Below are 14852 nucleotides of genomic sequence, written 5' to 3' on the forward strand. Positions count from 1 at the left end.
AGCCGCCATCCTTGGGTGACCAAGGCCCCCCCATGGATCACTCCAGCGTTGACCCGGCCAAGGCCGGAAGGGGGCGCAGCACCGGGGTGCTGCTGCATCCCACCGCCCTGCCGGGCAGCCCCGTCTGCGGCAGCTTTGGTGAGCCCTGCCGCCGTTGGCTCCAGCTGCTGGCCGACCATGGCATCGGCGTCTGGCAGATGCTGCCCCTGTCCCCGCCGGATCCCACCGGCTCGCCCTACAGCTCTCCCTCCTGCAATGCCCTGAACCCCTGGTTCCTCGACGGCCAGGACCTGGCCAACGATGGGTTCATCGGCGAAGAAGCGCTCAGGGCCGCTCCAGGGGCTTATGCACCGTTGGAGGGCGCGGAGCGTGTGGAATTCAACCTGGCCCAGCAACGGGCCAATGCCCTGGGGGATGCCCTGCTTGACGCCTGGCCTGAGCAGGATCCAGCGCGACATGCCGCCTTCAAGCGCTGGGCGCAAAGGCAGCGCAGCTGGCTGCAGGACCATGCCCGTTTCCAGGTTCTGCACGACCAACACAACACCGCTTGGTGGGAGTGGCCGCTGCCGCTGGCCCGGCATGACAACAAAGCCCTCAAGGCCTGGGCGGAGCAACACCATGACGCGTTGCTGCGGGAACAGCTGATCCAATGGCAGCTCGACCGGCAGTGGCAGGCGATCCGCCGCCAGGCGAGCAACCTGGGCATCCAGCTGTTTGGCGATCTGCCCTTCTATGTGAGCAGTGACAGCGCCGATGTCTGGAGCAACCGTTCGCTCTTCACCGTCAAGGAGAACGGCCAGCTCACCACCCAGAGCGGTGTTCCGCCCGATTACTTCTCGGAAACCGGACAGCTGTGGGGCTCACCGGTGTACAGATGGGGACAGCATCGGATCACGCGCTTCCGCTGGTGGCGGCAAAGAATTGCGCGCCAGCGGGAGATGGTGGATCTGCTGCGCCTGGATCACTTCCGGGCCCTTGCGGCCTTCTGGGCTGTCCCCGGTGGTGATAGCACCGCAGAGAACGGTCAGTGGCAGCCCTCGCCGGGTCATGCCCTGCTGCGCAAACTGCGCAGGGATGCCGGTGGCTCCCTTCCCCTGATTGCCGAGGATCTCGGCGTGATCACACCGGATGTGGAACAACTCCGCGATGCCTTCCGGTTGCCGGGCATGAAAGTGCTGCAGTTCGCGTTCGACGGCGCATCCGACAACCCCTATCTACCGGAAAACACCGATGGGCATCGCTGGGTCGTCTACACCGGCACCCACGACAACCCCACAACGCTGGGCTGGTGGAACGCGCTCGATGCCGACAGCCGCGCCCGCATCGCCACGCGGGTGAATGGTGAGATCAGTGCTCCGGCCTGGCATCTGCTCGACATGGCCTTTGCCACGACCGCAGGCCTGGTGATCGCCCCGTTGCAGGACCTGATGCACCTCGACGACCGGGCAAGGTTCAACATCCCCGGCACCTGCGAAGGCAACTGGAGCTGGAGGCTGGGCAGCTTTGATACCGCGCTGGGGAATGCCCTGGGCGGCTACGGGAGCAGGGGAGCTGTCTGGGGGAGGTCGCTCTCCGGAGCCGGCAATTTGTTGACCCGGTAGATCCCCGGCCGCTCTTGATCCACAGGCAGAGGCTCTCCATTCCAGAGCACCTGATCCTCAGCACCAGCCGGGGGGTCTAGGCGCACCTCGATCGGGGCCATCAACTGCAGGGTGAGCGTGCCGGCGCTCGTTGCGAATTGAACCCGATCTCCCCCACCGCTGGAGAGCTGCAGCTCTCTTGGCTCAGCCACAACAACCTCAAGCACCCCCTGGGACTGCGGCAGGGCATCCCGCACCAGATCAAGCCACTGCTGAGGCGTGCGTTTCTGAACCTGTTCCAGGGGGCGCAGGGCCGCGATGCCTTCGTCTGAACCCACCAGGTTCGGGCCACGGCTGATCGCCTCCACATCAGCACGCACGGGTTCGAGGCTGAGGCTGTTGCGCACGGCCAGGTCCTGTTGTTGACGGTTGATGGCCAGCAGGCTGAAGGCGATCACCGCGGCGTAAACGACCGTTCCCTGCCAGGTGGTGAACACATCGATGTTGCCCAGGGTGAAGCGACCCAGGCCCGCTTTGGCGGGTCCGCGGCGGAGCAACACCGGCGGGGGAAGCAGGGGGTCGAGGCATCCCCCGGGCAGGGCCAGGCGACGCTCAATCTGAGGAAGCATCGAGGCGAGATAGGCCCGCTCGGGCAGGCGATCACGCCAGCCCCGCTCCAGAGCCTCGATCACAGGAGTGGTGATCCGGGTCTCATTGGCCAGATCACGCAGCGTGAGGCCCAGCTCCTCCCGGCGACGCCGCAGCAGCAGCCCCAGATCCTGACGCTGCTGCTCCTGGGCCTCCACCGTGCCGGCATCAGGGCTGGAACCCTTACGCGGACGTCGCCACCAAAGTCCTGGACGCTTCAGTCGCATGGGCTGTTGGGCCACTCCATCGGGTTAGCCCGCTCGAGCAAGGGCTTCCATTCTCCCTCGCTCAACCAGATCCAGCACCCCTCGGCCAGATCACCGAGCGGCAACCCGGCAATGGCCGTGCGCTGCAGGTCCAGCACCGGATGGCCCAGGGCTTCCGCCATTCGGCGGATCTGTCGGTTGCGCCCTTCCCGCAGCTCAATCTCCAGAAGCGAGCGGTCACCCCAGGCCCGCAACCGGCGCACCCGAGCGGGGCGAGTCAATCGACCATCCAAAGGCAGACCCCGACGCCAGCGATCGAGGACCGGCTCCGGCGGCACACCCTTCACCCACACCCGGTAGGTCTTGGCGTGGCTGTAACGCGGGTGGGTGAGCTTCAAAGTGAGCTCACCCAGATCGGTGAGCAGAAGCGCACCATGGCTGTCGGCATCCAGACGGCCAACGGGGTGAAGGCCAGCCCGATGCTCCGGGGGCAGCAAGTCCAGCACCGTGCGGCGACCCTGCGGGTCATCGCAGCTGCAGATCACCCCCACCGGCTTGTTCATCAGCAGCACCCGCGCCACACCACGGGAGGGCAACGGCTGACCATCCACATGAATCGTCTGCTGCTGCGGATCGGCCTGGTCGCCAACGCGGGCGACCTGACCATCCACCGTCACGCGGCCGGCCTGCAGCCATTCCTCAGCCCGGCGTCTGGAGCAGAGTCCGGCAGCAGCGATCAGTTTCTGGAGGCGCTGGCGCGTCATTGCAGGGGCTCCCGGGGCAGGAGCAGATCCATGCAGGCTCCACCGGCGGGATGGTTGCGGGCTTCAATGCGACCGCCATGGTTGACGGCGATCTGCTGCACGATCGCCAGTCCCAGGCCACTGCCGCTGCGGTTGGAGCGGGTGCGGGAGGGATCCCCCCGGTAGAAGCGTTGAAACATGCGCGTGAGATCGGTCTCACTCAAGCCATGGCCATGGTCACGAATGCTGAGCAACCACCAGCCACCGCTCTCGCGCACGGACACGTCGATGCTGCTCTCATCAGGGGAGTAGCGCAGGGCATTGTCGAGAAGGTTGAGCACCGCACGGTGCAACCGGCGCTGATCACCACACAGGGGGCCGGATTCGCTGCGGTCCAGCTGCAGCGTCACCCGCCGTTCCTCCGCGATCGGGCCGATGGATCCCCAGGCGCTGTCCACCAGATCCTCCAGGGTGAGGGGCACATGCTCGCTGTCGTCCTGCGGCAGGCTGTTTTCCAACCGCGAAAGCTCCAGCAGGTCTTCCACCAGCAGCTGAAGACGCCGGAGTTCCTTCTGCAGCCGTTGCACAAGAGCCGTGTCGTCTTCCTTGACGGCCAGTTCCAGCCGATCGCTTACCAGCATCAGCGCGGTGAGGGGGGTCTTGAGCTCATGGGCCACATCACTCACCCAGCGTTCCTGCTGCTGTTGCTGGGCTTCGAGGGACTGACGGCTCTGGATCAGCACCAGCCAGCATTCGTCGCTGCCCGGCAGAACAACCGCCTCCAGCGGGGTCCCCTGTTGATCCCATTCACAACGCTGGGAACGCAGCTGATAGCGGCTGCTGAAGATCAATTCCTCCAAGACAGGAATGTCGAGGACATCCCGGAGCTTCATGCCACGAACCAGGCGATTGGAGGGGATGTGCAGCAGCCGTTCAGCCCGGTCGTTGATGTAGGCGATGGAATGATCCGGGGCCAGGATCATCCAGCCCTGGGTGGCCGCATCAATCCAGGCCAGCAGCTGAGGAGCGTTCAAGACAATGGAGCGATCCTTGGACGTTCGCTTGGACGCCAGAACGCGGCGTCGACGCTGCAGCAGAAGCGTGATCCCGATGCCAGCTACAAAGCCGAGTGCGGCGGAGATCACCACAGCACCTTCAGCCGAAGCGATACCCGAAGCCGCGAACCGTACGGATCAACTGAGGCGATGAGGGCTCCTGCTCAACCTTTTCCCGCAGCCAGCGGATGTGAACATCCACGGTTTTGGTGTCACCGATGAAGTCGACACCCCAGATTTTCTCCAGCAGCTGATCGCGACTCCAGACGCGCTTGGGGTTCTGGATTAACAGCTCGAGGATCTTGTATTCCTTGGGAGAGAGTGTGAGGTCCGTTCCATCCCGGGTGACCCTGCATTCACTGGGATACAGGCACAGGTTGGCGTGAGTGAAGGAATGCGGTTGGGAGGGCGACGTCTCCGATTGACTTGACCGCCGCAGCAAGGCCCTGCAGCGGGCCACCAGTTCGCGCAGCCCAAAGGGTTTGACCAGGTAATCGTCGGCGCCCACCTCAAGCCCCAGCACCCGATCGGTCTCACTGTCTCGGGCGCTGATCACCAGGATCGGGGTGGTGTTGTTGATGCGACGGAGCTCGCGGCAAAGGTCAAGCCCCCCCAATCCGGGGAGCATCAGATCGAGCACGATCAGATCCACCGGATCTGAAGTTTCAGCGGTGATCAGATTGAGGGCTGAGGCGCCATCGGCGCAGGTTTGCACCTCAAAACTTTCCGCGCGCAGGGCCTCTCCGACTGTTTCCCGGATGCTGTCGTCGTCTTCCACCACGAGGAGACGACGGGTGGAGACAGCCGCAGACAGGGTTGTCACGTCCATGAGGCGGGAGCGCATCCATCCTGACCGAGGACGAAACCCGACAAAGCAGAACAGCGGGTTCGCTTAAGGGCTTAGAAGAATTCGTCGAAGTTGTCGAAATCAACCGCTTTGAACTTGCCCGCTTCCACCTGCTGCATCAGGCGCTCCAGCTGAGAGAACAAGGCACCACCGGTCAGCAGCGAGAGCAGCAGGGCCACCAGCAGGGCAGCGCCAGAGGCAAACCCGAAGATCTGAAGGCAGCAACCGATGAACAGGGTGACCCCGATGAGGGTGCCGGCATAGCTGAGGTTGATCTCGGCAGTCCCCAGGGGCATCAGAGGGAGTCGGTCCTGCTTCCAGCCATCCAGTTTGTTCTGCACCTGACGGCCGAAGGTGAGGCCGCAGAGCACACCCATCAACAGACCGATGCCCGCCAGCAGGTAGGGGGGCTGGGGCAGGGTCATCATCTGGAGCAGCTGCTCAAGCTCCTGGGCGCTGATCTCCTCAGGCATCGACGCCGATCTCAAAGAGCTGAGACCTTAGCGGTGGGTTCCACAATCTCGCTGGAATCGTGATCTCAGGATCACGCTGCCGCCAACGGGTTGAGGCGCTGCAACAGGCCGCCGGCCAGACGCCCTGGGCCGAAGGTGCGACTCAGCAGGCCGACCAGGGCACGCACGTCGTCGGTGTGCAGACGATCGTCACGGATCAGCGTCATCAGCAGACGTTTGCGCAGGTCAGCACCATCTCGACTGAGCAGCAGCCGCAGACCTGCCCCAGCCACAGGGATCAATTCCTTCCCAGGAGCGGGAGCGTCCTGACCCACCACATCCAGCAAGCTTTCCAGCCGATCCAGGCGCAGGCGGCCTGATTCATCAAAGATCACCTCCAGCAGCTTCTCGCGCATTTCGCTGGTGTCACCCGCCAACAGTCGACGGGCCACGTACGGATAGGCCACAGCAATGATTCGGAAGTTCGGATCCAGCCGCAAGGCAAGGCCTTCCTGGCTGACGACGGCCCGGATGATCAAGGCGAAGCGCGCCGGAACCCGGAAGGGGTAATCGAACATCAGCTCCGAGAAACGGTCGGTGATCGCCTTGAAGTTGAACGATCCAACCGAGTCGCCGAGGCTGCCGCCGAGCACCTCTTCAAGGGCAGGAATGATCGGCGTGAGATCGGCCGTGGGGCTGAGAAACCCGAGGGATTGGAAGTCCTTGGCCAACCCGGAGAAGTCACGGTTGATCAGGTGCACCACAGCACCGGTGAGGGTGAGCCGGTCGCTGTCGCTGATGGAATCCATCATCCCGAAATCGACATACCCCACATGGCCGAGATCGCCGGTGCGACCCGGCAGGGCGAAGAGGTTGCCGGGGTGGGGGTCGGCATGGAAATAGCCGAACTCCAGGAGTTGCTGCAGGCCGCAGATCACGCCGGTGCGGATCAACGCCGTTGGGTCAAGACGCTGGGAACGCAGCTCTTCGCTGTCACGCATCTTGGCGCCATCGATCCAGGTGGTGGTCAGCACCCGGGTGGAACTGAGCATCCGCTCCACCTTGGGGATGTAGACCGCATCGTTATCTGCGAAAAGCGCCGAAAACCGCTCGGCATTGGCCGCTTCCAGGCCGTAATCGATCTCCTCGAACAGGCTGCGGCCGAACTCATCAATGATTCCGCCCAGCCCGAAACCGAGGTTGAGCGGCAGCAGCGGCGCCGTCATCACCCCCAAAGCCCGGATCAACACCAGATCCCGCCGCAGGATGAAGGTGAGATTGGGCCGCTGCACCTTCACCGCAACCCAGTGCTGGCCCTGCAGACGGGCCTTGTACACCTGGCCCAGGCTGGCGGCGGCGATCGGCGTGTCGGGAAACTCCTCAAACAATTCCTCGGCCGGCGCACCGAGTTCCTCGCGGATGCAAGCCAGGGCGGTGGCATGGGGAAAGGCCGGCAGATCGTCCTGGAGACGTGTAAGTTCCTCCAGCCAGTCCCGACGCACCAGATCAGGTCGGGTTGAGAGGGCCTGTCCCAGCTTGATGAAGCAGGGCCCCAGACCCGTCAGGGTGTTGAGAATGCGACGCGCCAGCCCCTGCTGAACGGTGGGGTCATTGCTGCCTCCACGCAGCAGCAGCACCAGCACCAGCCCCGCCAGGGACCACAGCACCTGAACAAGGCGCGGAATGGCGACCCAGGGACGCAGCAGCAGCCAGCCGAGATCCCGCCCGGGGTCGTAACGCATCGCATCGCGCTGAGTACAGAGGGAGACTTTAAGGAGATCAGGGGGATTTGATGGCGCTTCTGCCCCAGCTCACCCGTCACCTCGGTCAGCCCCTGTTTCTGCCGGCCCACGGACGGGGGGCTGCCCTTCCGGATGGACTGCGTCAATTGCTGCGACGCCGCGCCGGCGTCTGGGACCTGCCAGAACTACCAGCCCTTGGCGGTCCGCTGGAGGCGGACGGCGCCATCGCAGACAGCCAACGCTCCGCCGCGGCAGCGATGGGGCTGGCGCGCTGCTGGTACGGGGTGAACGGGGCCACGGGGTTGCTGCAGGCCGCACTGCTGGCCATGGTCCGGCCCGGAGAGCGGGTGCTGCTGCCCCGCAACGTGCATCGCAGCCTGATTCAGGCCTGCGTTCTTGGGGACCTGCGGCCGGTGCTGTTCGATCTCCCCTTTCAAAGCGACCGGGGCCAGCCGGCACCGGCGGATTCGGCCTGGATCGAACGGGTGCTTCAGGCCCTGCCCCGCGATGGAGCCCCCATCCGTGCTGCAGTTCTGGTGCATCCCACCTACCAGGGCTATGCCAATGACCCAACGGCAGTAATTCAGCGGCTGCAGCAACAGGGCTGTTGCGTGCTGGTGGATGAAGCCCACGGCTGTCATTTCGCCGCTGGGGTGGACCATCCCCTCCCCCCCAGCTCTCTGCACTGCGGCGCTGATCTGGTGGTGCATTCCCTACAGAAGTCGGCTGCAGCACTGGCGCAAACGGCGGTGCTCTGGCTGCAGGGGGAGCGTCTGGATCCCGTGCGTGTGGAACGCAGCCTGGGCCTGCTGCAAACCACCAGCCCCAGTGCGCTGCTGCTGGCCTCCTGCGAAGAAGCCCTTCAACACTGGCAACGGCGCAAGGGGCGCCGTCAGTTGCTGCAGCGTCTGCAGGAGGCTGAAGCCCTCGCCGATGGCCTGCGCCACAGCGGCGTGCCTCTGCTGAGCAACCAGGATCCGCTGCGCCTGATCCTGCACACGGGGCAGGCGGGCATCACCGGCCTGGATGCCGACGATTGGTTTCTGCCCCGGGGGCTGGTGGGCGAATTGCCGGAGCCAGCCAGCCTCACCCTCTGCCTGGGGCTGGCACGCCACCGCGGGCTGGGGCGCCGGATGCGACACCACTGGCAGCACCTGCTGCGGAGCTTCCCCGATCGCCCTCCCTTGCCAGCCTTCGAAGCCCCACCGCTTCCGCTGGTCACCTCCCCAGCCCAGTCACCGACCCAGGCCTGGACGGCGGAGCACCAACAGGTGGCGTTGAAGGATGCGGAGGGGTGCATCGCGGCTGAATTGCTGTGCCCTTACCCACCGGGCATCCCCCTGCTGATTCCCGGCGAACGCCTCGATCGACAGCGGCAGCGCTGGCTTGAACGCCAGAAACTGTTCTGGGGAGACCAGATCCCAGACGCACTGACTGTGGTGAGTGGGGGCTGAGCTGGGACAGCAAAGGTGGCCTCAAGCCTCGAGATCACGGCCAACAGCGATTGATAGTGTGAATCCAGGACGCCTCCAATCAGCGTGATCCGTGAGGTTGTCCTCGATCAGAGCCAAGCACCAGCGGCCCGAGCAGCCCTGCGCAAGCGGTTGATCAGTGGCATAGGTGTGGGGGGCTTTGGCCTGCTTGTCGTGAGCCTGGGGGGCTGGTGGTTCACCGCCGCGCTGGGGGGAATGGTGCACCTTGGCCTGCTGGAGTTCTTCCGGATGGCGCAATTCAAGGGAATTCGCCCCGCCACGAAAACCACCCTTGTGGCCTGCCAACTGCTGCTGTTCACCACCCAGTGGGCGATCCAGGGCGGGCTGCCGGCTGATGTGGCCCACGCTGTTCTGCCCCTCTCTGGAGCCGCCATCTGCGGTTGGCTGCTGCTGCAACCGGTGACGGGGTCCATCGCCGACATTGCGGCATCGATCTTCGGGCTGTTCTACCTGGGGTTTTTGCCCAGCCACTGGCTGAGTCTGCGCGGTTTGGACAACGGTCTGGAGATCACCCTGTCGGCCTGCCTGATGATCGTGGCCACCGACATCGGCTCCTGGGCCGTGGGACGGCGTTACGGGCGACGGCCCCTCTCACCGATCTCCCCTGGGAAAACCATCGAGGGGGCGATCGGGGGATTCATCTCGGCCATGCTGATCGGCCTGATCTGCGGCCAGCTGATGGGCTGGGCGCTTCATGGCCTGCCGGGCCTGCTACTGGGGGCGCTGATCGCTCTGTTCGCCCTGGTGGGAGACCTGACGGAATCGATGATGAAACGCGATGCAGGCGTGAAGGACTCCGGTGATGTGCTGCCCGGCCATGGCGGGATCCTTGACCGGATCGACAGCTATCTGTTCACCCCAGCTGTGGTCTTTTACGCGATCGCTTTATGCCAACCACTGTTGGCACCATAAGCAGCGCTATGGGGTGACGCTGGCCTGACCTTTGAGGGCCAGCTGGCCACCCGCCAGCTGCACCTGCTCGATTCGAATGGCGGGGTCCATCGGCAGCAAGGTGCGCGGTTCATCGGCGGTCTCCGGCCGGAAGCACAACGTTCCCTGCGCCGCATTGAGGCGGAAGCGACGGCGAACCGGGTCTTGATGGGCCGCAACGGGCACCTGCAACTCGAGCAGATCCACGTCAATGCGCAGCGCCCCCAACGGGCTGAGCCCCATAAGCTGTTCAGCCATCCAGTCCCCGAGCCAGCGCCAGGGTTCGGCCAGCAACGCGCTGTTGAGCTGACGGCCGTTGAAACTCACCTCGCCCGCCACCTGGAACGGCTGCTTCAGGGCCAGCATCTGACCGGGACTGAGCAGCTTCATGTCCACCGCAATCGAACCGCTGCGCAACTCAACATGCTGCAGGGGCAGCCCCTGGAAACAGGCATCCCTCGCCGTGAGGGTCACACCATCCAGACGCCCCCGCAGCAATGACCAGCTGGAGCCGTTCAGGGCCAGTTCGAGGCTGCCGATGCTGTCGCATTGGCTGCGAATCCACAGGCGCAGGGCCCCTGCCAGCACATTGAGAACAGGATCAGCCATGGTTCAACAGAGCCTGACACCGCTCAGCCACCTTGCGGGGCTGATCGATATGTGGGAGGTGGCCGCAGGAGGAGAAGGTCTCCACAGGCTGATCCAACAAGGCCTGAAGCGCCTGCTTCTGCGGAGCACGCAGAATTCGATCGTTGTCACCCCAGATCACGTGCAGTGATTGGGAGGGCAGGGGATCCCCACATCCGGCGAAACCACCGCTGCGGGCGAAGGCCGCCAAGGCCTCCGCCCAGCCGGGGCATTGCAGGTGCAACGAGGCGATTTGCTCTTCAGGAGCACCCACATCCGCATCGGGATCAGCGAAAGCCTGGCGACACAGCCCCCGCCGCACGCCCGGACGACCCAGGAACCAGGCACCAAAACAATCCAACAGGGGCGGAACAGGCATCGGACGCCCCGTGAGACCGGCAGGAGCCAGCAGCAGCAGAGAAGCCACACGCTCGGGATGACGCCGGGCCAGCTCCACGGCTACTGACCCTCCCATGGAGGCCCCGATCAAGCTCAGGGGAGCGTCCGTGGGAAGCCGCTCCAGTAGGGCATCGAGATGCCGCAACACAGCCTCTGGCCCGTAGGTCAGGCCCCGGGGACGCGGCGAAAAACCAAAACCGAACAGGTCGGGGATGAACAGCTGAAAGCAATCGGCCAGGAGGGGAGCCAGGCGCCGGTATTCGAGAAAACTGCTGTCGAAACCATGCAGCAGCAACAACGGAGCGCCCTGGCCGAGCACCGCCACCGGGAACGGATCATCCACACCCAGACACGGCAACGTCCACCACTGCACCTCAGCGGCCAGGGACTCGGCCTGCGGGTCAAGCAGAGCCGGCCGCAATTGATCCAGAAGCGTCTTCAAAGGCTGCTGGGGCTGAGTTCGGCAGCGCCCACAAGGGCCTCCAGCAAAGCACCAGGCGTCACAGCGAAAGGCAAATGATGTAGATCGGAACCCTCGCGGCAGGCGAAGCGACACACCTCCTGCAACTCACTGAGGCTGGCCTGCGCCAGACCCAGATCATCAAGGCTGACGGGCAAACCAAGCTGCCGCAGCAACGGCAACAGCTGGCGGTGTGCCTGGCCTGCAAGCCGGTTGCCGCCCAGACGTTCCTCCAGGCGAAGCTGCACAAGAATTCCGAAGCCCACCTTCTCGCCATGCAGAATGTGGTGACAGGCCTCCAGCTGGGTGAGGCCGTTGTGAACGGCATGGGCTGCAACAGTGCGGCAACGGGCACCGCCCAGTCCCCCCATCACACCAGCAGTTAGAGCACAGGCTTCGGCGGTGCGCACCCAGGCTTCACTATCTGGATCCTTCAGCGCCGTGAGGCTATCGATCAGCAATTGATCCCGCAGCACCCGTGCCATCTGCACGGCCTGCTGCACCAGACCATCGCTGCTGTCGCCGCTGCTCACCGAAGCCTCATACCACTTGGCCAGGGCATCAGCGACACCACTGGCCAGCGTGCGGGGTGGGGCCTGGCGCACCAGGCCGTGATCGAAGACAAGAAGATCAGGACAGCGATCAAGGGCCACATCCCCTTCGAAAGCACCCTGAGGGGAATAGATGTTGGAGAGAGCCGTCCAGCCAGCACAGGTGGAGCCGCTCAGTGGAACGGTGATGCAGGGCAGGGAAAGGCGATGGGCCAGCAACTTGCCGGCGTCCAGCACTTTTCCGCCCCCGGCAGCCAGAACGGCGTCACAGCCCTGGGATTCAGCAGCCACCCTCTGGAGATCCTGCTCACAGCAGTCGAACTGAAGCTGAGCCTGAAGAGGTTGGAGCCCATGGGCCAAGAGATCCGACACCAAACGCTGTCGCTGATCGGCAGTGGAGGCACTGCGACCCAGCACCAGCGGACGTGAACAGAGAGATTTGATCTGAGGCAAGGCCTCATCCCAGGCTCCATCCCCCCGCAAGACGCTGGCGGGGGCAATGGAGTGGGACGAGATGGATCGAACCATCAGACGCTGGCACCGGCGAGTTGCGGTGCCGTGTCCACCTGACCTTTGTGACGGACCACCACCTTCTTGTTCTCATCGACATCAACTTCGGCGTGGTCGCCGTCCTTGATCCGACCAGACAGCACCTCTTCGGCGAGGGAATCCTCGAGAAGACGCATGACAGCGCGACGCAGCGGACGTGCGCCATAGGCAGGGTTGTAGCCCTCCTCCACCAGGCGCTCCTTAAAGGCATCGGACACGGTGAGGGTGATGCCCTTCTCGCCCATGCGGCCAAAGACCTCCTTGAGCATGATCTCGGCGATCTCCTTGACCTCCTCGCGGTTGAGCTGACGGAAGACGATGATTTCGTCGAGACGGTTGAGGAATTCAGGCCGGAAGTACTGCTTGAGCTCCTCATTCACCAGGGAACGGATCCGGGTGTACTGAGACTCCTCAGCGCTTTCACCGGAGAACTCGAAGCCGAGGCCGCCGCCACCCTTCTCGATCACCTTCGAACCAATGTTCGAGGTCATGATGATCAGGGTGTTCTTGAAGTCGACCGTGCGGCCCTTGGAATCGGTCAGACGGCCGTCTTCCAGAAGCTGCAGCAGCAGGTTGAACACATCGGGGTGCGCCTTTTCGATTTCGTCGAAGAGCACCACGGTGTAAGGCCGGCGACGCACCGCCTCGGTGAGCTGACCGCCTTCGTTGAAGCCCACATAGCCCGGAGGCGAGCCGATCAGCTTGCTGACCGTGTGGCGCTCCATGAATTCCGACATGTCGAGGCGGATCATCGCCTCTTCGCTGCCGAAGAAGTAGGTGGCCAGAGCTTTGGTGAGCTCGGTTTTACCCACACCGGTGGGGCCGGAGAAAATGAAGCTGGCGATCGGGCGATTGGGGTTCTTCAAACCGACCCGAGCACGGCGGATGGCCTTGGACACCGCCTTGACGGCTTCGTCCTGACCGATCAGGCGCTTGTGGAGGGTTTCCTCCATGTTGAGCAGCTTGACCGACTCGCTTTCGGTGAGCTTCTGCACAGGAACACCGGTCCAGGAGGCGACGATCTGGGCGATGTCCTCCTCGTTCACCATCGGTGAGCTATCTGAAGCAGGCGCTTCAGTTGCAGCTGTTTCACCGGATTCGGAGGTTGCGTCAGCCTTGACCTCGTCCTTGTTGGCCTGAAGCAGAGAACGGATCTGCTCCCGCAGTTCCACTTCCTTCTCGCGCAGTTCACCGGCCTTGTTGAAGTCCTGATCACGAACGGCATCTTCCTTTTCCTTCTGGACGGAACGCAGTTCCTTGTCCACTTCCTTGGCCGCAGGGGGAAGCTTCGAATTAAGCAGACGCACACGGGAACCGGCTTCATCGATCAGGTCGATGGCCTTGTCGGGCAGGAAGCGATCCGAGATGTAGCGATCTCCGAGGGTTGCAGCTGCCACAAGGGCGTCGTCGGTGATCTTGAGGCGGTGGTGCTGCTCGTAACGCTCGCGCAGGCCACGAAGGATTTCGATGGTGTCGTCGATGGACGGCTCGCCCACATTCACCGGCTGGAAACGGCGCTCCAGGGCGGCGTCCCGTTCGATGTGCTTGCGGTACTCGTCGAGGGTGGTGGCACCGATGCACTGCAGCTCACCGCGGGCGAGGGCCGGCTTGAGGATGTTGGCGGCGTCGATCGCACCCTCAGCAGCACCGGCACCGATCAGGGTGTGCACCTCGTCGATCACGAGGATCACGTTTCCGGCCGCCTTGATCTCCTCCATGATCTTCTTGAGGCGCTCTTCGAACTCACCTCGGTACTTGGTGCCGGCCACCAGCAGACCGATATCCAGGGTCAGGACGCGCTTATCTTCAAGGATGTCGGGAATGTCGCCCTGCTGAATGCGCTGGGCCAGACCTTCAGCGATGGCGGTCTTACCGACACCGGGCTCGCCGATCAGAACGGGATTGTTCTTGGTACGGCGACCCAGGATCTGGATGACGCGATCGATTTCGTTGTGACGACCCACCACCGGGTCGAGCTTGGCTTCGGTGGCGAGCTGGGTAAGGTTGTTGCCGAACTCGTCGAGGGTGGGGGTTTTGGTGGATCCCTTGACACCGCCGCCACCGCCGCCGGAGGAGACTTCAGCGGTTTCACCGAGCATGCGGATCACCTGAGTGCGCACCTTGGCCAGGTCGACGCCAAGGTTCTCCAGCACACGGGCAGCAACACCTTCGCCCTCACGGATCAGACCTAGCAGCAGGTGCTCTGTGCCGATGTAGTTGTGACCGAGCTGACGGGCCTCTTCCAGAGACAGCTCCAGGACGCGCTTGGCGCGGGGTGTGAAAGGGATCTCGACAGCGACAAAGCCGGATCCACGGCCGATGATTTTCTCAACTTCAACCCGGGCATCCTTGAGGTTCACCCCCATGGACTTGAGCACCTTGGCGGCAACCCCCGTTCCCTCGCCAATTAGGCCGAGGAGGATTTGTTCGGTACCAACGAAGTTGTGACCAAGTCTGCGGGCCTCTTCCTGGGCCAGCATGATCACCTTGATGGCCTTCTCGGTGAAGCGTTCAAACATCGCTGGGCCAATGCAGTGATGTGACCAAGCTATCAGGGTTGAGGGACTGCT

The 14852-nt window shown here is 63.7% G+C and carries 13 protein-coding genes; 3 read left to right on the forward strand and 10 right to left on the reverse strand.

Annotated features, from left to right (window positions below):
* Positions 1 to 32: 32 nt before the first annotated feature.
* Positions 33 to 1601: a 4-alpha-glucanotransferase gene (gene malQ, locus DXY02_RS02100; RefSeq protein WP_114987802.1), complete on the forward strand. Its 1569-nt coding sequence runs from the start codon at positions 33 to 35 to the stop codon at positions 1599 to 1601.
* Here the strand turns inward: malQ and DXY02_RS02105 are convergent.
* The 6 genes from DXY02_RS02105 to DXY02_RS02130 form a co-directional block, all read right to left on the reverse strand.
* Complete coding sequence (locus DXY02_RS02105; protein ID WP_244276111.1) at positions 1535 to 2470, reverse strand: helix-turn-helix domain-containing protein; 936 nt, start codon at positions 2468 to 2470, stop codon at positions 1535 to 1537. The two genes, malQ and DXY02_RS02105, sit on opposite strands and share 67 nt — an antisense overlap.
* Complete coding sequence (locus DXY02_RS02110) at positions 2446 to 3198, reverse strand: pseudouridine synthase (protein ID WP_114987804.1); 753 nt, start codon at positions 3196 to 3198, stop codon at positions 2446 to 2448. The genes DXY02_RS02105 and DXY02_RS02110 overlap by 25 nt, the downstream gene beginning before the upstream one ends.
* Positions 3195 to 4325 (reverse strand): cell wall metabolism sensor histidine kinase WalK, encoded by a 1131-nt coding sequence (locus tag DXY02_RS02115; protein WP_114987805.1) that lies wholly within the window; start codon positions 4323 to 4325, stop codon positions 3195 to 3197. The genes DXY02_RS02110 and DXY02_RS02115 overlap by 4 nt, the downstream gene beginning before the upstream one ends.
* Positions 4326 to 4332: 7 nt before the next feature.
* Complete coding sequence (locus tag DXY02_RS02120; RefSeq protein WP_244276112.1) at positions 4333 to 5076, reverse strand: response regulator transcription factor; 744 nt, start codon at positions 5074 to 5076, stop codon at positions 4333 to 4335.
* Between the two features lie 56 nt (positions 5077 to 5132).
* Positions 5133 to 5552, reverse strand: coding sequence for a hypothetical protein (locus DXY02_RS02125; RefSeq protein ID WP_006850033.1), 420 nt, complete (start codon positions 5550 to 5552; stop codon positions 5133 to 5135).
* A gap of 71 nt (positions 5553 to 5623) precedes the next feature.
* Positions 5624 to 7273 (reverse strand): AarF/ABC1/UbiB kinase family protein, encoded by a 1650-nt coding sequence (locus DXY02_RS02130; RefSeq protein ID WP_114987806.1) that lies wholly within the window; start codon positions 7271 to 7273, stop codon positions 5624 to 5626.
* Between the two features lie 50 nt (positions 7274 to 7323).
* On the opposite strand from DXY02_RS02130, the gene DXY02_RS02135 reads away from it, so the two are divergent.
* Entirely contained in the window at positions 7324 to 8727 is a 1404-nt protein-coding gene (locus tag DXY02_RS02135; RefSeq protein WP_114987994.1) for an aminotransferase class I/II-fold pyridoxal phosphate-dependent enzyme, read from the forward strand.
* A gap of 84 nt (positions 8728 to 8811) precedes the next feature.
* On the forward strand, positions 8812 to 9678 hold the full coding sequence (locus DXY02_RS02140; protein WP_114987807.1) for a phosphatidate cytidylyltransferase: 867 nt from the start codon (positions 8812 to 8814) through the stop codon (positions 9676 to 9678).
* Between the two features lie 6 nt (positions 9679 to 9684).
* On the opposite strand, the gene DXY02_RS02145 is transcribed toward DXY02_RS02140, so the two are convergent.
* Genes DXY02_RS02145 through DXY02_RS02160 form a run of 4 tightly spaced genes read right to left on the reverse strand, consistent with a single transcriptional unit; the run spans position 9685 to position 14801 of the window.
* Positions 9685 to 10305, reverse strand: coding sequence for a DUF2993 domain-containing protein (locus DXY02_RS02145; RefSeq protein ID WP_114987808.1), 621 nt, complete (start codon positions 10303 to 10305; stop codon positions 9685 to 9687).
* The gene (locus tag DXY02_RS02150) at positions 10298 to 11164 is read right to left on the reverse strand and encodes an alpha/beta fold hydrolase (protein ID WP_114987809.1); all 867 of its coding nucleotides are present in this window, start codon (positions 11162 to 11164) and stop codon (positions 10298 to 10300) included. Before DXY02_RS02150 ends, DXY02_RS02145 begins: the two co-directional genes overlap by 8 nt.
* Complete coding sequence (locus DXY02_RS02155; RefSeq protein WP_114987810.1) at positions 11161 to 12261, reverse strand: iron-containing alcohol dehydrogenase family protein; 1101 nt, start codon at positions 12259 to 12261, stop codon at positions 11161 to 11163. Before DXY02_RS02155 ends, DXY02_RS02150 begins: the two co-directional genes overlap by 4 nt.
* On the reverse strand, positions 12261 to 14801 hold the full coding sequence (locus DXY02_RS02160; protein WP_114987811.1) for an ATP-dependent Clp protease ATP-binding subunit: 2541 nt from the start codon (positions 14799 to 14801) through the stop codon (positions 12261 to 12263). The genes DXY02_RS02155 and DXY02_RS02160 overlap by 1 nt, the downstream gene beginning before the upstream one ends.
* Between the last annotated feature and the right edge of the window lie 51 nt (positions 14802 to 14852).

The sequence above is a fragment of the Synechococcus sp. N19 genome, assembly GCF_900474045.1.
In the GTDB taxonomy this organism is placed as follows: Bacteria; Cyanobacteriota; Cyanobacteriia; order PCC-6307; family Cyanobiaceae; genus Parasynechococcus.

What these genes read in the sequence shown, in the direction of transcription:
- malQ (WP_114987802.1), top strand. Translation starts at nt 33, where the DNA reads ATGGATCACTCCAGCGTTGACCCGGCCAAGGCCGGAAGGGGGCGCAGC.
- DXY02_RS02110 (WP_114987804.1), bottom strand. Translation starts at nt 3,198, where the DNA reads ATGACGCGCCAGCGCCTCCAGAAACTGATCGCTGCTGCCGGACTCTGC.
- DXY02_RS02120 (WP_244276112.1), bottom strand. Translation starts at nt 5,076, where the DNA reads ATGCGCTCCCGCCTCATGGACGTGACAACCCTGTCTGCGGCTGTCTCC.
- DXY02_RS02125 (WP_006850033.1), bottom strand. Translation starts at nt 5,552, where the DNA reads ATGCCTGAGGAGATCAGCGCCCAGGAGCTTGAGCAGCTGCTCCAGATG.
- DXY02_RS02130 (WP_114987806.1), bottom strand. Translation starts at nt 7,273, where the DNA reads ATGCGTTACGACCCCGGGCGGGATCTCGGCTGGCTGCTGCTGCGTCCC.
- DXY02_RS02135 (WP_114987994.1), top strand. Translation starts at nt 7,324, where the DNA reads ATGGCGCTTCTGCCCCAGCTCACCCGTCACCTCGGTCAGCCCCTGTTT.
- DXY02_RS02145 (WP_114987808.1), bottom strand. Translation starts at nt 10,305, where the DNA reads ATGGCTGATCCTGTTCTCAATGTGCTGGCAGGGGCCCTGCGCCTGTGG.
- DXY02_RS02155 (WP_114987810.1), bottom strand. Translation starts at nt 12,261, where the DNA reads ATGGTTCGATCCATCTCGTCCCACTCCATTGCCCCCGCCAGCGTCTTG.
- DXY02_RS02160 (WP_114987811.1), bottom strand. Translation starts at nt 14,801, where the DNA reads ATGTTTGAACGCTTCACCGAGAAGGCCATCAAGGTGATCATGCTGGCC.